The organism is Mycobacterium sp. DL (genome assembly GCF_039729195.1).
Classification (GTDB): Bacteria; Actinomycetota; Actinomycetes; order Mycobacteriales; family Mycobacteriaceae; genus Mycobacterium; species Mycobacterium hippocampi_A.
In genome coordinates, this window is the sequence record NZ_CP155796.1 from 1 (window position 1) to 19,275 (window position 19,275).

Sequence of the window (19,275 nt, forward strand, 5' to 3'; positions counted from 1 at the left end):
TTGACGGCTGACCCCGATCCCCCGTTCGTCGCCATCTGGAACACTGTCGTCGCCGAGCTCAACGGCGACGGTGGCACCGCCAACGGATCTCTGACCCCACAGCAGCGCGCCTGGCTCAAGCTGGTCCGCCCCCTGGTGATCACCGAGGGATTCGCACTGCTGTCGGTTCCCACACCCTTCGTCCAGAACGAGATCGAACGCCATCTACGCGAACCCATCGTCACGGCCCTGAGTCGTCAGCTCGGCCAGCGCGTCGAACTCGGGGTGCGCATCGCCGATCCCGCCGCTGAAGGCGACGACGTCCACAACGGATTTCGGGAGCCACCCCCCGCACCGGAACCCGAGGACAACCTGGACGCCGAGGACGACGTCGACGAAGATCAGGCCGCACGCGCCAGTGCCGAGGAGAGTTGGCCGACGTACTTCTCCCGGCGGGCCAACAACTCCGCGACCGACGACGACACCGCGATCAACCTCAATCGTCGCTACACGTTCGACACGTTTGTCATCGGATCCTCGAACAGATTCGCCCACGCTGCATCGCTGGCAATCGCCGAAGCACCGGCCCGCGCCTACAACCCTCTTTTCATCTGGGGTGAATCGGGGCTGGGCAAGACTCATCTGCTGCACGCGGCCGGCAACTACGCCCAGCGACTGTTCCCCGGAATGCGGGTCAAGTACGTCTCCACCGAGGAATTCACCAACGACTTCATCAACTCGCTGCGCGATGACCGCAGGGCATCGTTCAAACGCACCTACCGCGACATCGACGTGCTTCTGGTGGATGACATCCAGTTCATCGAAGGCAAGGACGGCATCCAGGAAGAGTTCTTCCACACCTTCAACACCCTGCACAACGCGAACAAACAGATCGTGATCTCCTCCGATCGACCTCCCAAGCAGCTCGCCACCCTCGAGGACCGGTTGCGCACCAGGTTCGAGTGGGGCCTGATCACCGACGTCCAACCGCCGGAGCTGGAAACTCGAATCGCGATCCTGCGCAAGAAAGCTCAGATGGATCGCCTCGACGTCCCTGATGACGTTCTCGAGTTGATCGCCAGCCGTATCGAACGCAACATCCGCGAACTCGAGGGCGCCCTGATCCGTGTCACCGCGTTCGCCTCGCTGAACAAGACCCCGATCGACAAGTCGCTGGCCGAAATCGTGCTGCGCGATCTGATCTCGGACTCCTCCACGATGCAGATCAGCACCGCCGCCATCATGGCCGCCACCGCTGAATACTTCGAGACCAGCATCGAAGAGCTCCGCGGGCCCGGAAAAACCCGTGCGCTGGCGCAGTCACGTCAGATCGCGATGTACCTGTGCCGTGAGCTCACCGACCTGTCACTGCCCAAGATCGGCCAGGCGTTCGGGCGAGACCACACCACGGTCATGTACGCGGAGAAGAAGATTCGCGCTGAGATGGCGGAGCGTCGCGAGATCTTCGATCACGTCAAAGAGCTCACCACCAGGATCCGGCAGCGCGCCAAGCGCTGACCGTCGGCCTGTCATTCGTGCGTCCCGCGGCACATCCATGCCTCCACGCATCTCTACCTGCCGACTGAATTCCAAAAAAACTTCCGTCACTGTGTTCCCAGCCGTCACAACATCGGCCTGTGCAGCGACCTGTGCACAGACAGCTGTCAACCGCCGAATCGCGGCCGGCTCGGTCCCCAACCACGAATGCATCCCCAGACACCCCGAACTTGTCGTCGCACCATCCACAAGCCGCCAACACCCTGCCGTGCCCACCTGCCAGCGACGAACCACCTCTATGCACAGTTTCCACAGGACCTATTACTGTTGCTCTTAGATATCTATAGATTTCGTTTAGAAGAAGCGCCCTGGGGAAACACACGTCCACCCTGGACCGATGGCCGTTCGTCGCCCGCATGTCAGCCCGATGGATTAGCTTTCAAGTTGAGCCCGAAAGCTCTACGGTGGTTCATCGACAGCCGTTGCGGTCGTCGTAGCGCGCCGGGGCGGCGCGGTGTGCGATCCGGGAAACCGCTGATTGACGCTTTTGTCGGGGTGTGCATCGAAGGGACGTTATGGACGTGGCGACGGCAGGTCTCACGGATTTGAAGTTTCGGCTGACCCGCGAAGACTTTGCCGACGCGGTCGCCTGGGTTGCCCGCAATCTTCCCTCCAGGCCGACAGTGCCCGTGCTGGCAGGTGTGCTGCTCACCGGATCCGACGAGGGACTGACGGTTTCCGGATTCGATTACGAAGTTTCCGCAGAAGTACAGATTCCGGCCGAGATCGCTTCTCCAGGAAGCGTTTTGGTCTCCGGACGGTTGCTGTCCGACATCGTGAGGTCCCTGCCGGCCAAACCGGTCGACGTCAGCGTCGAAGGCACCCGGGTTGCGCTGACCTGCGGTAGCGCTCGCTTTTCGCTTCCGACGATGGCGGTCGAGGACTATCCGACGCTGCCCACGCTGCCCGATGAGACCGGTGTCGTGTCGTCGAACCTGTTCGCCGAGGCGATCGGACAGGTGGCGGTGGCGGCCGGCCGCGACGACACCTTGCCCATGTTGACGGGTATCCGCGTCGAGATATCCGGCGAGAAGGTGGTTTTGGCTGCCACCGACCGTTTCCGCCTCGCTGTGCGGGAACTGACCTGGTCCACGGACTCTGCAGGTGTCGAAGCAGCCGTGCTGGTGCCGGCGAAGACACTGGCAGAAGCTGCGAAGGCCGGCACCGACGGCGAGGAAGTGCACTTGGCGCTCGGGGCGGGTTCGGCAGTCGGCAAAGAGGGACTGCTCGGTATTCGGAGCAAGGGAAAGCGCAGCACGACCCGACTGCTGGATGCTGAGTTCCCGAAATTCCGCCAGCTGCTGCCCGGAGAACACACGGCCATGGCCACCATCGCCGTCGCCGAGCTGACCGAGGCGATCAAGCGTGTCGCGCTTGTCGCCGACCGCGGGGCGCAGGTCCGGATGGAGTTCTCCGACGACGTCCTGCGACTGTCGGCCGGTGCGGACGACGTCGGAAAAGCCGAAGAAGATCTGCTCGTGCAGTTTTCCGGAGATCCACTGACGATCGCCTTCAACCCGACATATCTGACCGACGGCCTCGGTTCGCTGCACTCGGAGCGGGTGACGTTCGGTTTCACCACACCCAGTCGGCCGGCGGTGTTGCGTCCCGCGGGTGACGATGATGCCACCGCTGGAAGTTCCGGACCTTTTCCGGCGGCTCACACCGACTATGTCTATCTGTTGATGCCGGTACGCCTCCCCGGCTGACCCACGCACCGACAGCAGAAGGGACGCCTGACATGCAACTCGGTCTCATCGGCCTTGGCAAGATGGGTTTCAACATGCGGGCCCGGCTCCGCGACGGTGGGCATGAGGTGGTCGGATACGACCCCCGGCCGGAGGTATCCGACGTCGAATCCCTGAGTGCTCTGGCCGCCGCTCTGGAGTCGCCACGAGTGGTGTGGGTCATGGTGCCTTCCGGCACCGTGACCGATCAGACCATCTCGGAGCTGGCGAAGGTTCTCAGCGACGGAGATCTTGTCATCGACGGCGGCAACTCGCGATACACCGAAGATGCTCCCCACGCCAAGTTGTTGGCGGACAACGGAATCGGATTCATCGACGCGGGAGTTTCCGGCGGAGTCTGGGGTCTGGCCGAAGGTTACGGGTTGATGGTCGGAGGCAGTGATGCCGATATCGAGAGAGCGATGCCGATCTTCGAGACGTTGCGGCCGCCGGGACCCAAGGAGGACGGATTCGTCCATGTGGGGCCGGTAGGGGCGGGGCACTTCGCCAAGATGGTGCACAACGGGGTCGAGTACGCGTTGATGACTGCGTATGCCGAGGGCTACGAGATGCTGGCCGCCGAGGACCTCGTCAAGGATCCGCAAGCCGTCTACCAAGCGTGGACGAACGGCACCGTGGTGCGTTCCTGGCTGCAGCAACTGCTGGCCAAGGCGCTCAAGGAAGATCCGGGACTCAACGACATCAGCGGCTACACCGATGATTCCGGTGAAGGCCGGTGGACAGTGGAGGAAGCGATCCGGCTCCGGGTCCCTGTCCCCAGCATCGCGGCCGCACTGTTCGCGAGATTCCTCTCCCGCCAGGATGATTCGCCCACGATGAAGGCAGTTGCCGCACTGCGCAACCAGTTTGGTGGCCACGCCGTCAAGAGAGTGAGCGAGTCCGGGTGACCGGAGTGTTTCGGTGTACGTACGTCACCTCGCCCTGACCGACTTCCGTTCTTGGGAGCGCGTCGAACTCGACCTCGAACCGGGCCGGACGGTATTCGTCGGCTCGAACGGGTTCGGCAAGACGAATCTCATTGAAGCTCTGTGGTATTCATCGACGCTGAGCTCGCATCGGGTGGCCTCCGACGCGCCTTTGATCCGTTCCGGTGCTGATCGTGCCGTCGTGTCCACCATCGTGGTGAACGACGGTCGCGAACTCGCAGTCGATCTGGACATCACGTCCGGGCGGGCGAACAAGGCCCGGCTGAATCGGTCACCGGTGCGGTCGGCGCGCGAAATACTCGGCGCGCTGCGGGCGGTCCTTTTCGCACCGGAGGATCTGTCCCTGGTGCGCGGCGACCCGAGCGAACGCCGGCGTTATCTCGACGAACTGGCGACGACGCGGCGCCCTAGGATCGCCGGGGTGCGTGCAGACTACGACAAAGTGGTCAGGCAACGCACCGCCCTTCTCAAGACCGCGGCCGGTGCTCGCTACCGTGGTGACCGGGGCGCGTTGGACTCCCTCGAGGTGTGGGACGGTTACCTGGCCGCTCACGGTGCCCAATTGATCACCGCGCGTGTGCAATTGGTGATGGAACTGGACCCAGAGGTCGAGAAGGCATATCAGCTTCTGGCTCCGAACTCGCGTCCGGCGACGGTCCGCTATCGCAGCGGGGTCGATCTGGTGGAGAGCGAAGCGGCGGCGGGCAGCGCAGACCCGGGCGTGTACGAAGCCGCGCTGCTGGAGGCGATGAGCCGGCGCCGCGACGCCGAGTTGGAACGCGGCGTGTGCCTTGTCGGTCCACACCGGGATGATCTGGAACTGCGCCTCGGCGACCAGGTGGCGAAAGGGTTTGCCAGCCACGGTGAGTCATGGTCGGTGGCCTTGGCGTTGCGGCTGGCCGCCTATGAACTCCTGCGCGCGGAAGGAAGTGATCCGGTGTTGTTGCTCGACGATGTCTTCGCCGAACTGGACAGCGCTCGGCGCTCGGCACTGGCCCAGGTCGCGGCCGCCGCCGAGCAGGTGCTGGTGACCGCTGCGGTCGACGAGGACATCCCTTCGGACTGGGATGTCCGGCGGATCGGCATCACCATGAGCGACGGCGACGCCGGTCGAATCTCGGCGGTTCAGTCATGACCGGTGAGGACGACGATCCCGTGGGTCCCCCTCCGGACCTGGCCCGCATGAAGGGCATGGATCTGGTGCGAAGGACCCTCGAAGAAGCACGTGGTGCGGCGCGCACCCAGGGCAAGAACGTCGGTCGCGGCCGCACCTCCGCCGCCCCGCGCCGGGTGGCCGGCAACAGCAGGCGACGGTGGTCGGGTCCGGGACCCGACGGGCGTGATCCACAACTGCTCGGTGCCGCCACCAGCGATCTGGCGCGCAACCGCGGTTGGAACGGTCGTGTCGCCGAGGGCTCGGTGTTCGGCCGGTGGCGGTCGGTGGTCGGGGATCAGATCGCCGCACACGCCACTCCGACGTCGCTGAACGAAGGTGTGTTGACCGTGTCGGCCGAGTCGACCGCCTGGGCGACCCAGCTACGGATGGTGCAGGCCCAGCTGCTGGCCAAGATCGCCGCCGCCGTCGGAGACGGCGTGGTGACGTCGCTGAAGATCGTCGGTCCCGTGGGTCCGTCGTGGAAGAAGGGGCCGTACCGGGTGCCGGGACGGGGGCCTCGGGACACCTACGGCTGAGTCGACTCCCTACCACTGTCTGAGAGCGCCGACAGGCTTTTATCCACAACTCTCAAGCGTCCAGACTTGTCGATATTCGAGAAATTCCGTAGGCGGCGCAAATAGGTGTGCAGAAACGCCGCCTCAGGGTCAGTGCAGGCAGTGCCTGACGGTAGACTCGGGGAGAGATCCGCGAGGGACCTTCGTTCCTCGCTTGCGAACCCCAAGGAGACGCGTTCCACGTGGCTGCCCAGAAGAAGACTGCTTCTAAAGAGTATGGCGCTTCCGCCATCACCATTCTGGAGGGTCTGGAAGCCGTCCGAAAACGTCCCGGCATGTACATCGGTTCCACCGGTGAGCGCGGCCTGCATCACCTGGTCTGGGAGGTCGTCGACAACGCGATCGACGAGGCCATGGCCGGCTACGCCAGCAGGGTCGATGTCAAGATCCTCGGCGACGGCAGCGTTCAGGTCACCGACGACGGCCGCGGAATCCCCGTCGAAATGCACTCCAGCGGGGCTCCCACGGTCGACGTCGTCATGACCCAACTGCACGCCGGCGGCAAGTTCGGCGGCGAGAACAGCGGTTACAACGTCAGTGGCGGTCTTCACGGTGTCGGCGTCTCCGTCGTCAACGCACTGTCGACCCGGCTCGAGGCCACGATCCTGCGCGACGGCAGCGAGTGGTTCCAGTACTACGACCGCTCGGTTCCCGGCACGCTCAAGCAGGGCGGCCCGTCGAACAAGACCGGCACCACCATCAGGTTCTGGGCGGACCCCGACATCTTCGAGACGACTGTCTACGACTTCGAGACCGTCGCCCGCCGCCTGCAGGAGATGGCGTTCCTCAACAAGGGCCTGACGATCGAGCTCACCGACGAACGCGTCACCGCCGAGGAAGTGGTCGACGAGGTCGTCAGCGACACCGCCGAGGCGCCGAAGTCCGCCGACGAGAAGGAAGCCGAGGCCAAGGGCCCGCACAAGGTCAAACACCGCACCTTCCACTACCCGGGCGGTCTGGTCGACTACGTCAAGCACATCAACCGCACCAAGACCCCGATTCAGCAGAGCATCATCGACTTCGACGGCAAGGGACCCGGCCACGAGGTCGAGATCGCGATGCAGTGGAACGCCGGCTACTCGGAGTCGGTGCACACCTTCGCGAACACCATCAACACCCACGAGGGCGGCACCCACGAAGAAGGTTTCCGTAGTGCGCTCACCACGGTGGTGAACAAGTACGCGAAGGACAAGAAGCTCCTCAAGGAGAAAGATCCCAACCTCACCGGCGATGACATCCGCGAAGGTCTGGCGGCAGTGATCTCGGTGAAGGTCAGCGATCCGCAGTTCGAGGGCCAGACCAAGACGAAGCTCGGCAACACCGAGGTCAAGTCCTTCGTGCAGAAGATCTGCAACGAGCAGTTGTCGCACTGGTTCGAGGCGAACCCGGCCGAAGCGAAGACCGTTGTCAACAAGGCGGTTTCGTCGGCACAAGCGCGTATGGCCGCCCGCAAGGCCCGGGAGTTGGTGCGCCGCAAGAGCGCTACCGACATCGGCGGTCTTCCCGGCAAGCTCGCAGATTGCCGTTCCACCGATCCGCGGCTGTCGGAAGTGTATGTGGTGGAGGGTGATTCGGCCGGTGGCTCGGCGAAGAGCGGCCGCGACTCGATGTACCAGGCGATCCTGCCGTTGCGCGGCAAGATCATCAATGTCGAGAAGGCCCGCATCGACCGGGTGCTCAAGAACACCGAGGTCCAGGCGATCATCACTGCGCTGGGCACCGGCATCCACGACGAGTTCGACATCGCCAAGCTGCGATATCACAAGATCGTGCTGATGGCGGACGCCGACGTCGACGGCCAGCACATCTCCACGCTGCTGCTCACGCTGCTGTTCCGATTCATGAAGCCGCTCATCGAGAATGGGCACGTCTTCCTGGCCCAGCCGCCGCTGTACAAACTGAAGTGGCAGCGCAGCGAGCCCGAGTTCGCCTACTCCGATCGCGAACGCGACGGACTGCTCGAGGCAGGACGCGCCGCCGGCAAACGGATCAACACCGAAGACGGGATCCAGCGCTACAAGGGTCTCGGCGAGATGGACGCCAAGGAACTCTGGGAGACCACAATGGATCCCAGTGCCCGCGTGCTCCGCCGGATCACCCTCGACGACGCCGCGGCCGCCGACGAACTGTTCTCCATCCTGATGGGCGAGGACGTCGAGGCGCGCCGCAGCTTCATCACCCGAAACGCGAGAGACGTTCGTTTCTTGGATGTCTGAAGCCGTTTGACCTTTTCCCCCAGCTGCTCATAGACGAGCGAGGAGCGTATGACCGACACGACCCTGCCCCCCGGCGACGACGACGCCACGACCGACCGCATCGAACCGGTCGACATCCAGCAGGAGATGCAGCGCAGCTACATCGACTACGCGATGAGCGTGATCGTCGGCCGTGCCCTCCCCGAGGTCCGCGACGGCCTCAAACCGGTGCACCGCCGGGTGCTGTACGCGATGTACGACTCGGGATTCCGCCCGGACCGCGGACACGCCAAATCCGCACGCTCGGTTGCCGAGACGATGGGCAACTACCACCCCCACGGTGACTCGTCGATCTACGACACCCTGGTCCGGATGGCCCAGCCGTGGTCGTTGCGCTATCCCTTGGTCGACGGCCAGGGCAACTTCGGCTCGCCGGGCAACGATCCTCCGGCGGCGATGAGGTACTGCGTCAGCGGTGACGCGCTGGTGCGCTTGCCTTTCGGGCATTCCGTGCGTATCGCGGACATCGTTCCGAACGCCAAGCCGAATTCGGACAATGTCGTGCACCTGAAGGTGCTCGATCGCAACGGCAATCCTGTGGTCGCCGACCGGTTGTTCCACTCGGGTGATCACGAGACGTTCACTGTGACCACTGCCGAGGGGTACTCGGTGACGGGTACCGCAAACCACCCTGTGCTGTGCCTGGTGGATGTGGCCGGAGTCCCTACGCTGCTGTGGAAGTTGATCGAAGAGGTGCGACCGAATGATCGTGTCGCCATTCAGCGGACGCAACCTGCGGAATTCGGCTCAGCGGAGTGGTTCGAAACGCTAGAGGCGCTCCTACTCGGCGCGTTCGTCAGCGAGGGTTTTGTCTCGCGGTCGCGAGCGGGGTTCAACAACTTGGACCGCGACTACTTCAACATGGTGGTCGCCGCCTACGACGCTGTCGTAGGCGGTACACGTTACGTTTCCGAGCGCACCATTGCATCGGGCTCGCGGCTGCTCGAACTCGACATTCAGAATCTGGACGCGCTGTGCAGGAGTCGGCTTGCGTGCCTGGTGGAACAACGTTCCGCAGCCAAGGCTGTGCCCGAGTGGCTATGGCAGTCAGCAGCGGTCGTGAAGCGGGCGTTCCTCCAAGCGCTCTTTGAAGGTGACGGTTCCTGCTCAGCGCTACCACGCAGCACTGTTCAGGTCTCATATTCAACCCGGAGCAGCCAACTGGCTGAGGACGTGCACCAGCTGCTGCTGGAATTCGGGGTGGTGTCCCGCCGCTATCTGCACGCGACCGGTGAGCACAAGGTGGTCATCACCAACCGCGCCCACGCGGCGTTGTTCGCAAGCCAGATCGGATTCGGTGGAGCCAAACAGCAGAAGCTCCAGCAGATTCTCGCGGCATTGCCCGAACGTGCAGCAGGACTTGACGGCGACCACGTGCCTGGTTTGGCGAAGTTCGTGAGGGCACAAAGCGGTGGGCGTTGGGTGGACAAGGAGTGGTTGCATAAGCACAACATCGACCGACTCAGTCGCTGGGTACGTGACCGCGATGAGATCTTGTCCCACATCGCAGACGCTGAGGTCAGGTCGATTGCGCAGGACCTCACCGACGGCCGCTTCTACTACGCCCGAGTCACGAGCGTCGTAGACGCGGGTGTTCAGCCGGTCTACAGCTTGCGCGTCGACAGTGACGACCACTCGTTCATCACGAATGGATTCGTCAGCCACAACACCGAAGCACGCCTCACTCCCCTGGCGATGGAGATGCTGCGTGAAATCGACGAGGAGACAGTCGATTTCATCCCGAACTACGACGGCCGGGTGCAGGAGCCGACGGTTCTGCCCAGCCGGTTCCCGAACCTGCTGGCCAACGGCTCCGGTGGCATCGCGGTCGGCATGGCCACCAACATGCCGCCCCACAATCTCCGCGAGCTCGCCGAGGCCGTCTTCTGGTGCCTGGACAACTACGAGGCCGACGAAGAGACGACGCTGGCTGCGGTTACCGAGCGGGTCAAGGGACCCGACTTCCCGACGTACGGTCTGATCGTCGGCTCGCAGGGCATCCATGACGCCTATACGACCGGCCGCGGGTCCATCCGGATGCGCGGCGTGGTCGAGGTCGAAGAGGACCAGAGGGGCCGCACGCTGCTGGTCATCACCGAGCTGCCCTACCAGGTGAACCACGACAACTTCATCACCTCGATCGCCGACCAGGTGCGCGACGGCAAGCTCGGCGGCATCTCCAACATCGAGGACCAGAGCAGCGACCGCGTCGGGTTGCGGATCGTCGTCGAGGTCAAGCGCGACGCCGTGGCCAAGGTCGTGCTCAACAACCTCTACAAGCACACCCAGCTGCAGACCAGCTTCGGCGCGAACATGCTGTCGATCGTCGACGGTGTCCCCCGCACGCTGCGTATCGATCAGCTGATCCGGCTCTACGTCGTTCACCAGTTGGACGTCATCGTCCGGCGGACCACGTACCGGCTGCGCAAGGCCAACGAGCGGGCCCACATCCTGCGAGGTCTGGTCAAGGCGCTCGACGCGCTCGACGAGGTCATCGCCCTCATCCGGGCGTCGGCGAACGTCGACGTCGCGCGGGCCGGCCTGATCGAACTCCTCGACGTCGACGAGATCCAGGCCCAGGCGATCCTCGACATGCAGTTGCGGCGGCTGGCTGCTCTGGAACGTCAGCGCATCGTCGACGACCTGGCCAAGATCGAAGCCGAGATCGCCGACCTCGAGGACATCCTCGCCAAGCCGGAGCGGCAACGGGCCATCGTCCACGATGAGCTCAAGGAGCTCACCGACAAGTACGGCGACGACCGCCGCACCCGGATCATCCCGGCCGACGGCGACGTCGCCGACGAGGACCTCATCGCGCGCGAAGAGGTCGTCGTCACGATCACGGAGACGGGCTACGCGAAGCGGACCAAGTCGGATCTGTACCGCAGCCAGAAGCGTGGCGGCAAGGGCGTCCAGGGCGCGGGGCTCAAGCAGGACGACATCGTCAACCACTTCTTCGTCTGCTCGACCCACGACTGGATCCTGTTCTTCACCACGCAGGGCCGGGTGTATCGCGCCAAGGCGTACGACCTGCCGGAGGCGTCGCGCACGGCGCGTGGTCAACACGTCGCGAACCTGCTGGCATTCCAGCCGGAGGAGCGCATCGCTCAGGTCATCCAGATCAAGAGCTACGAGGATGCGCCCTACCTGGTGCTCGCAACCCGCAAGGGCCTGGTCAAGAAATCCAAGCTGACCGACTTCGACTCCAACCGCTCCGGCGGCATCGTCGCGGTCAACCTGCGTGACGGCGACGAGTTGGTGGGCGCGGTGCTGTGCTCGGCCGATGAGGACCTGCTGCTGGTCTCGGCGAAGGGCCAGTCGATCCGGTTCTCGGCGACAGACGAGGCGCTGCGTCCGATGGGCCGGGCCACCTCGGGTGTCCAGGGCATGCGGTTCAACGAAGAGGACCAACTGCTGTCGCTGAACGTCGTGCGTGAGGGCACGTACCTGCTGGTGGCGACGTCGGGCGGCTACGCCAAGCGGACGGCGATCGAGGAGTACTCGGCACAGGGCCGCGGCGGCAAAGGCATCCTCACCATCCAGTACGACCGCAAACGTGGCACTCTGGTCGGAGCGTTGATCGTCGACGACGAGACCGAGTTGTATGCCATCACCTCCGGAGGAGGTGTCATCCGGACCGCGGCACGGCAGGTGCGTAAGGCCGGACGGCAGACCAAGGGGGTTCGCTTGATGAACCTCGGTGAGGGCGACACACTGATTGCCGTGGCGCGCAACGCTGAAGAGGATGCGGACGATGACGCGGCGGACGAGTCGGTTGAGCCAGTCGAGTCGGACGAGTCGGACGAGTCGTGATGCTGCATCGACTGCCTCCAGCGGTAGGCACTGAGCTAAGGAGCCCCAGGTGAGTTCACCGAACGAACCGGGACGCCCGCGTGTGGGTGAGTCCGGCGGGGGCAACGGCTCGTCGGGCTCCGGCCACGACGGCGGCTCGCTGGGCAACTCGGTGACACGCAGCGGCCCGGCACCGGCGCACAGCGCCGAGCACGGAGATGTGCCGCCGTGGCAGCGCGGCCCGGCGTCGCGCCGGCAACCACAGCAGTCCGCTGAGGGACAGCCGCCCTCCGACAGTCCCCGCGCCAACCCGCCGGGCCTCGACGCGCGGCTCAACAGGTTCATCGCCGGCGCACCCGCACCGTCGGCGGCGCCCGAGGCAGAGGCGCCCTCGCGTGGTGAGCGCACCGACGTGGTCCGTCCGGAAGGCCTTCGCCCGGATCAGAGCGCCCGCCCCGACCAGAGCCCCCGTCCCGACGGCGGTTCCGGCGCGTACGCCAGCGAGCTGCCGGATCTGTCGGGTCCCCCGCCCAGGCCGCAGCAGCAGCGCAAGCCGGTCGAGCGTCCGGTGACCGAGCAGCCCGCCAAAACCCCCGGGCAGACGTCGGGGGCGGGCAGAGCGGTCCAGGTCGCGACCCGCCAGCAGCATCACAAGGGCCCGGTGCGGGCCAGCATGCAGATCCGCCGGATCGATCCGTGGAGCGCGCTGAAGGTCTCGCTGGTGCTGTCGGTCGCGATGTTCTTCGTGTGGATGATCGCGGTGGCGTTCCTGTACCTGGTGCTCGGCGGCATGGGTGTGTGGAGCAAGCTCAACAGCAACGTCGGCGACCTGTTGACCAGCGCCAGCGGAACCGCCGGTGGTGAGCTCGTCTCCAGTGGCACCATCTTCGGTGGGGCCGCGTTGATCGGCCTGGTGAACATCGTTCTGCTGACCGCCGCGGCGACCATCGGCACGTTCATCTACAACCTGACGACGGACCTGGTGGGCGGCGTCGAGGTCACCCTGGCAGACCGCGACTGACGTCGCAGGCTCTGGGTTTGGGCCACGGCTCACCCGTGCGGTAATCTCGTCGCTCGGCCCCCGCTAGCGGAGGTCCCCCAGTGCAGTTGACGGGGCTATAGCTCAGGCGGTTAGAGCGCTTCGCTGATAACGAAGAGGTCGGAGGTTCGAGTCCTCCTAGCCCCACGGAAGGGTTCACGATCGATGAAGAGGGTGCTTCTGTTCGCCGCCGCAGCTGGTGCGGTCGCCGCGTTGGTCGTGTGGCGGACCCAGCACGGTGCCGAGGTGTGGCACACCGTCGCCGACGTCCCTTCCTGATCCACCAGGGGCCTTAGCTCAGTTGGTAGAGCGCTGCCTTTGCAAGGCAGATGTCAGGAGTTCGAATCTCCTAGGCTCCACAATCAACACTCGACGACGTTCAGCGCGAGGCCGCCCAACGACGTCTCCTTGTACTTGACCGCCATGTCGGCACCGGTGTCGCGCATGGTCTTGATGGCGGTGTCGAGGCTGACGTGATGGGTGCCGTCGCCGCGCAGCGCCATCCGTGCGGCGGTGATCGCCTTCACCGATGCGACGGCGTTGCGTTCGATGCACGGGATCTGCACCAGGCCGCCGACGGGGTCGCAGGTGAGGCCGAGATTGTGTTCGATGCCGATCTCGGCGGCGTTCTCCACCTGCGCGGGCGAGCCGCCCAGTACCGCGGCCAGGCCGGCGGCGGCCATCGAGCACGCTGAGCCCACCTCCCCCTGGCAGCCGACCTCCGCCCCGGAGATCGATGCGTTCGCCTTGAACAACTGCCCGACCGCCGCGGCGGTCAGCAGGAACTCGACGACCCCGTCCTCCGTCGCGCCGGGCACGAACCGCCAGTAGAAGTGCAGAACGGCTGGGATGATGCCGGCAGCGCCGTTGGTGGGTGCGGTCACCACCCGGCCACCGGCCGCGTTCTCCTCGTTGACGGCCAGTGCCCAGACCGTGACCCAGTCCATCGCGTACAGCGGATCGGTGGGATCGGATTCGACTGCCTTCGACAGTGCGTGGGCGCGGCGGCGTACGTGTAGAGCGCCGGGAAGCGTTCCGCCCGTTTCCAACCCGCGGTCCACACACTCGCGCATGGCCGACCAGATCTTCAGCAGACGGTCCCGCAGGACCGCCTCGTGGCCGAGCGCCGCCTCGTTGCGAGACACCAGATGTGAGATGCTGCAACCGTTTTGCTCCGCCAACGAAACCAGGTCGGCGCCCGTGTGGAACGGAAAGGGCAGTACGGTGTCGTCGCGGGGACCTGCCGCCGCTTCCTCCTCGTCGACCACGAAACCGCCGCCGACCGAGTAGTACACCCGGCGCTCGAGCAACGAGCCCTCGCCGTCGAACGCCTGGAAGACCATTCCGTTGCTATGAAAGTCCATGGCATGCAACGAGAGAACGATATCGGTCGCCATCACGAACTCGATGTCCCGGTCACCGGCCAGGTGCAGCCGGTCGCCCGCCGCGACCGCCTCGACGCGCGCGTGGGCTGCTGTGGGATCCACCGTCTCCGGGTCACATCCCTCGAGGCCGAGCACGACAGCACCGGGGGTGCCGTGGCCGGCGCCGGTCGCTCCCAGCGAACCGAAAAGCTCGACCCGCAGCCGCGAGACCGCGGCCAGATTCCCGTCGGCGGCCAACGCGGCGACGAAGCGCCCGGCAGCCCGCATCGGACCGACGGTGTGTGAACTCGACGGCCCGATGCCGATCGAGAACAGATCGAACACCGAGACGGCCACGACCGGACCCCGCGGCGCTAGGGCTTGGGAGTGACGTCGACGCTGGGCGGCAGCGGTGACGGCTCCGGTTGCGACGAGCGGCGGATGATCGTGAACGCCGCGGCTCCCCCGGCCAGCGCCGCCACCCCGATACCGGCCAGCAGCAGGGGCCGACGGCGGCCGCGGCTCCGGCGGGCCTTGCCGAATGCCTCGGGAAGGTTGGCCACCACCTCCTGCGCGGCCGACAACTCGGCGGCGATCGCGTCCTGCGCCGACGCCAAGTCGGCCTTCAGCTGTCGGGCGAGCCGGTCTCGGCGGTAGCGGTTTCCGACCCATGCCGCCGAGGAGCGCACCGAGTCGAACCCGACCCCCAGCGCTCCCCTGGTGACGTCGACAGGTCCGACGGCCGAGTACTTCAGGCCCCGACCGAGCCGTTGGCCCGGCGTCAATCGGTCGATGGTCTTGGAGCTCATATGCCACCTCTTTCGGACGGACGGACGTCGCGCCTCCAGCCTGCCATCTACGCGCCCGCAAGGTGCCCCGGTTGGCGGGCAGACGCGGCGTGGCAGACTGGCTTCCCGTGACGAGTTCCATTCAGACAGCGACCGCGACCCTGCACACCAACCGCGGCGACATCAAGATCGCCCTGTTCGGAAACCACGCCCCCAAGACGGTGTCGAACTTCGTCGGGCTGGCCCAGGGCACCAAGGACTACAGCACCGAGAACGCCAGCGGCGGCTCGTCCGGACCCTTTTATGACGGCACGGTGTTCCACCGGGTGATCGAAGGTTTCATGCTTCAGGGCGGTGACCCGACCGGCACCGGCCGCGGCGGACCGGGCTACCAGTTCGCCGACGAGTTCCACCCGGAGCTGCAGTTCGACAAGCCGTACCTGTTGGCGATGGCCAACGCCGGCCCAGGTACCAACGGCTCGCAGTTCTTCATCACGGTGGGCAAGACGCCGCACCTGAACCGCAAGCACACGATCTTCGGTGAGGTCGTCGACGCCGAATCGCAGAAGGTCGTCGACGCCATCGCCACCACGGCAACAGACCGTAGTGACCGGCCCACCGAGGCCGTCGTGATCGAGTCGATCACCATCGCTTGATCCCGCCGGAATTGCATTCCAGCAGCAGGAGTTCGAGAAACGCCCTGCTGGAATGCAATTCCGCGGCTAGTTACCGGGGGCGAACCCGGCGTCGCTGAGCGCGTCGAGCACCTGAAGCGGGTCGGTGCCGAGGTCCCAGCGACTGAGCACCAGCAGCCGGTCATCGGTGGTGTCGATTTCCAGCAGACGCACTTTGCGCCCGATGCGACGGAACTCGGTGATCCGGATCAGCTTGATGTCGGCGTGTCCGAGTTCTCGTGTGCGCCAGAAACCGCGGACCACGAGGGTCTCACCGGAGATTGCCAGTTTCGGCCGTGAGCGCCACGACATGAGCGCGAACATCAGCAAACCCACCGCGGCAATGCCGACCAGAGCGCGTCCCGGCGGGTCTGTGACCAGCGTCACAGCCCCGAAAGCGAGGACGACCCCGAGAAAGCCGGCACCGACGATGCCCGGCGTCGGCGGACTCCACTCAGTTTGCTGAACGGACAATTCACACCCTCCTACCGTGGCTGATGGGGTTATCCACAGGTGCTATCCCCAATGGGGATGAATCACATCCATGTGATCTGGTGACCACCCGGTTGCGGACAGGCGAACGCCAGGCAGCGAGAATGAATTCATTCCGCGGCAGTTCGGGGTCAACGCCAGCGCATCGTGAGCAGCAGCCCGGTGATCATGAAAGCAAACGCGATGGCGTAGTTCCACACGTTGAGGTCGGACATCCACTGCAGGAAGTTCGGCACGTCGGGTCCGCTGCCGGCCAACTGGAAGACGATCAACCACGCCAGCCCGATCAGCATCAGCCCGCAGAAGAGAACCACGAACCAGGTGCCCGACTGGCCGGCTTTGACCTTCACCGGAGTCCGGCTCACCGGGTTGATGGTGAAGTCGTTCTTCTTGCGGACCTTGGACTTGGGCATGCGTACCTTCGGACGATCGGCGTCGCCAGTGCGACGATGTGTACGGGAAAGCCTAACTCAGCCCCCTTGGCCATCTCACCAGGAGACGACAGGATGGACGACCACAAGGGTCGACCCAGATCGGCGTGGCGATTTGGTGTCCCTGTCGTGTGCGTGGCCGCGGGACTGCTGTTGGGAGCGACTCACAGTGTCTCGGGGGGCGACGAGATCCGCCGCAGCGACGCGCCCCGCCTGGTCGATCTCGTTCGCGAGGCCCAGCAGTCCGTCGACCGGCTGACCTCGGACCGCGATGCCCTGGACAGCCGGGTCGACAATCACCACGGCGGTTCGTCGGGCACTGACCTGGCGCTGACCGCGATCACCGAGCGGGCCGACGCATTGGCCGGGCAGGCCGGCCTGGTGCCGATGCGGGGTCCCGGTCTGGTGGTCACCCTCACCGACGCCCAGCGCGACGCCGAGGGCCGGTTCCCGCGCGACGCCTCCCCCGACGACCTGGTCGTGCACCAACAGGACATCCAGGCTGTCCTCACCGCGCTGTGGAGCGCGGGCGCCGAGGGCATCCAGATGCAGGACCAGCGAATCATTGCGACGTCGGCACCACGGTGCGTGGGAAACACGTTGTTGCTCAACGGCCGAACCTACAGTCCGCCGTACGTCATCTCCGCGGTCGGTGATGCCGCAGCCATGGAGGAGGCGTTGGCTGCGGCGCCTCTGGTGACGCTCTACAAGCGGTACGCGGCCCGGTTTGGTCTGGGCTACACCGAAGAGGTGCGCGACGTCGAACTGGTGGGCTACCAGCAGCCTGTCCGGATGAGCTTCGCCAGCCCGATCGGCCCACTCGGCTACTAAATTGACGGTGCAGCAAAAGTAGCTGAGCACTGCACGGAACCGCCTGGTGCTGCTATACATAGCGTAGCTGGGCAACAAAACTCCCCGGCAGTGCCGATATCGGTCCGAGAGGCGGACAGTTTATGCAGGGTGTGTCGTGGTGGATAGATGAGATTCGCGTTAGCTCGTACTTGTGGTCAGCAAACGTCAAGCTGAGGATTGAACATGCCGATGTCACAGAGAGACGAGTCGACCTAAACACCAGCCGCCAGATAAGCAATGAGAGCGACGGCAGCGGTCAAGTCAGACACGAGGCCCGGTACCTACACCGCGGACGCGGCGTAGTCACGGATTCTGCAGTGACTGCTGACCTCTAGTGGCAACCGGAAGGCATTTAGGCCTGCGCGATCGAGACATAACCTAAGGACCCGAATGATTTGTCAGCGACAGCGAGATCTCATAGCGAGCCTCGTCGCGATGTCCGTGCCGGTCGTGTTTGCGCTGTCGTCCGCACCGCTGGCCATCGCCGCGACTGTATTGGCCGCCGAGGGCACAACGCGGCAAAGCGGCGAAGCGCAGACGGCATTTCAAGGCGCATTCTGCGAGCTGAACACTTGCTCCTCCCTCGGCACTGGACCTGGCACCGCGACTGTGAGCGGTCAGCAGATTCAGTCGGGAGTCGACAACACCCCAGGCGATATCATCCTGCTCGGTTACTCGCTAGGTGCAATGGGCGTATACGACCGTCTCCGGGTCTGGGGGAACCGGCCGGAACTGGCACCCAATCCAGAGCGGGTGGTGCTCGTCGTCACGTACGGAAACCCCGAGAATAAATTCGGCGGCAACCAACGCATGAGATTGGGCGCGGGCATTCCTGACGGGCAGCCGTACCGGCATCTGGACATTGTGGCGCAGTACGATGCTGTGGCAGACCGCCCTACTCGCTTCGGCTTCTACTCGTTAGTGAACGTCGCCGCCTCGCGGCATTTCGCCTACTTCGACGAGGTCGTCGACATCAACGATCCGAACAACCTGGTTTTCCAAGAGGGAAACACAACCTACATGCTGATTCCGGCGGAGACGCTGCCCATGCTGAACTGGGTACGACCATTCGTCTCCGAAGAGCGCCTGGCTGAACTCGACGCGCGGTACCGGCCGCTGGTCGAGCGCGATTACGACCGGCCCGATTACATCGCGCAGGGTGAAGGCGCCGACTGGGGCAACGGCAACCCGCCACCGAGCGTGTCGGGCGCCGGCCAGCAAGAAGCCCGGCTGTCCGACGATGCCGAAAGCCTCACCGACACAACGGTAGTCGAGAATGAGGCGAACGCGCGCACCACGAGTTCGGTGCGCACCGTCGAGGAGACTGACGAGATAATCGACGACACGCAACCGGAGGAGGCCACGGTCGATTCCGACGAGGACGGCGATGCCTCCGCCGACGAGAGCGCGACCGGCGACGAGGACGTTGAGAGCGACTCCGGGTCCGAGTCGCTGACGTCGACCGACGGTGACGACGACAAGAACGACCGCGGTGACGACGACAAGAACGACCGCGGTGACGACGACAAGAGCGACAAGAGCACCAAGCGTGACGATGACAAGAGCGACGCGAGCGACAAGAGCGACGCGAGCGACAGCGGAGCCTCCTCAGAAGCAGCCTGACATCTGAGAAGGGAAACCCCTGGC

At 64.9% G+C, this 19,275-nt stretch carries 15 protein-coding genes and 2 tRNA genes; 13 read left to right on the forward strand and 4 right to left on the reverse strand.

What is annotated here, in order from left to right; all coding sequences use genetic code 11:
- Positions 1–33: 33 nt before the first annotated feature.
- From dnaA to ABDC78_RS00050, 10 genes are all read left to right on the forward strand, one after another.
- Positions 34–1,497 (forward strand): chromosomal replication initiator protein DnaA, encoded by a 1,464-nt coding sequence (gene dnaA / locus ABDC78_RS00005; RefSeq protein ID WP_347133552.1) that lies wholly within the window; start codon positions 34–36, stop codon positions 1,495–1,497.
- Between the two features lie 554 nt (positions 1,498–2,051).
- Positions 2,052–3,245, forward strand: a complete 1,194-nt coding sequence (dnaN, locus tag ABDC78_RS00010) for a DNA polymerase III subunit beta (protein ID WP_178357779.1) — start codon at positions 2,052–2,054, stop codon at positions 3,243–3,245.
- A 32-nt stretch (positions 3,246–3,277) separates the two neighbouring features.
- Positions 3,278–4,171 (forward strand): phosphogluconate dehydrogenase (NAD(+)-dependent, decarboxylating), encoded by an 894-nt coding sequence (gnd, locus tag ABDC78_RS00015; RefSeq protein WP_178357780.1) that lies wholly within the window; start codon positions 3,278–3,280, stop codon positions 4,169–4,171.
- 13 nt (positions 4,172–4,184) lie between these two features.
- A complete protein-coding gene (gene recF / locus ABDC78_RS00020; protein WP_178357781.1) occupies positions 4,185–5,345 on the forward strand; it encodes a DNA replication/repair protein RecF in 1,161 nt (386 codons plus the stop codon).
- Positions 5,342–5,902, forward strand: a complete 561-nt coding sequence (locus ABDC78_RS00025) for a DUF721 family protein (protein WP_178357782.1) — start codon at positions 5,342–5,344, stop codon at positions 5,900–5,902. Before recF ends, ABDC78_RS00025 begins: the two co-directional genes overlap by 4 nt.
- 221 nt (positions 5,903–6,123) lie before the next feature.
- Positions 6,124–8,157 (forward strand): DNA topoisomerase (ATP-hydrolyzing) subunit B, encoded by a 2,034-nt coding sequence (gene gyrB, locus ABDC78_RS00030; RefSeq protein ID WP_178357783.1) that lies wholly within the window; start codon positions 6,124–6,126, stop codon positions 8,155–8,157.
- Between the two features lie 48 nt (positions 8,158–8,205).
- On the forward strand, positions 8,206–12,009 hold the full coding sequence (gene gyrA, locus ABDC78_RS00035) for an intein-containing DNA gyrase subunit A (RefSeq protein ID WP_178357784.1): 3,804 nt from the start codon (positions 8,206–8,208) through the stop codon (positions 12,007–12,009).
- A gap of 49 nt (positions 12,010–12,058) precedes the next feature.
- Entirely contained in the window at positions 12,059–13,009 is a 951-nt protein-coding gene (locus ABDC78_RS00040; RefSeq protein ID WP_178357785.1) for a DUF3566 domain-containing protein, read from the forward strand.
- Between the two features lie 91 nt (positions 13,010–13,100).
- Positions 13,101–13,174 (forward strand) — tRNA-Ile (locus tag ABDC78_RS00045).
- A gap of 139 nt (positions 13,175–13,313) precedes the next feature.
- Positions 13,314–13,386 (forward strand) — tRNA-Ala (locus tag ABDC78_RS00050).
- 3 nt (positions 13,387–13,389) lie between these two features.
- On the opposite strand, the gene ABDC78_RS00055 is transcribed toward ABDC78_RS00050, so the two are convergent.
- Both ABDC78_RS00055 and cwsA read right to left on the reverse strand, forming a co-directional pair.
- Positions 13,390–14,748 (reverse strand): L-serine ammonia-lyase, encoded by a 1,359-nt coding sequence (locus ABDC78_RS00055; RefSeq protein WP_178357786.1) that lies wholly within the window; start codon positions 14,746–14,748, stop codon positions 13,390–13,392.
- Between the two features lie 17 nt (positions 14,749–14,765).
- Entirely contained in the window at positions 14,766–15,200 is a 435-nt protein-coding gene (cwsA, locus tag ABDC78_RS00060) for a cell wall synthesis protein CwsA (RefSeq protein WP_178357787.1), read from the reverse strand.
- Positions 15,201–15,289: 89 nt separating this feature from the next.
- Here cwsA and ABDC78_RS00065 point away from each other — a divergent pair, with 89 nt between their 5' ends.
- Positions 15,290–15,835 (forward strand): peptidylprolyl isomerase, encoded by a 546-nt coding sequence (locus ABDC78_RS00065; protein WP_178357809.1) that lies wholly within the window; start codon positions 15,290–15,292, stop codon positions 15,833–15,835.
- A gap of 66 nt (positions 15,836–15,901) precedes the next feature.
- On the opposite strand, the gene ABDC78_RS00070 is transcribed toward ABDC78_RS00065, so the two are convergent.
- Both ABDC78_RS00070 and crgA read right to left on the reverse strand, forming a co-directional pair.
- Positions 15,902–16,327 (reverse strand): PH domain-containing protein, encoded by a 426-nt coding sequence (locus ABDC78_RS00070; RefSeq protein ID WP_178357788.1) that lies wholly within the window; start codon positions 16,325–16,327, stop codon positions 15,902–15,904.
- Positions 16,328–16,476: 149 nt separating this feature from the next.
- Entirely contained in the window at positions 16,477–16,758 is a 282-nt protein-coding gene (gene crgA, locus ABDC78_RS00075) for a cell division protein CrgA (RefSeq protein ID WP_178357789.1), read from the reverse strand.
- A 93-nt stretch (positions 16,759–16,851) separates the two neighbouring features.
- On the opposite strand from crgA, the gene ABDC78_RS00080 reads away from it, so the two are divergent.
- Together ABDC78_RS00080 and ABDC78_RS00085 are read left to right on the forward strand one after the other, a co-directional pair.
- Positions 16,852–17,607 carry a DUF881 domain-containing protein gene (locus ABDC78_RS00080; RefSeq protein WP_178357790.1) on the forward strand — a complete coding sequence of 252 codons (756 nt, stop codon included), beginning with the start codon at positions 16,852–16,854 and terminating at the stop codon, positions 17,605–17,607.
- Positions 17,608–18,063: 456 nt separating this feature from the next.
- Positions 18,064–19,251 (forward strand): PE-PPE domain-containing protein, encoded by a 1,188-nt coding sequence (locus tag ABDC78_RS00085; RefSeq protein WP_178357791.1) that lies wholly within the window; start codon positions 18,064–18,066, stop codon positions 19,249–19,251.
- Positions 19,252–19,275 lie beyond the last annotated feature (24 nt).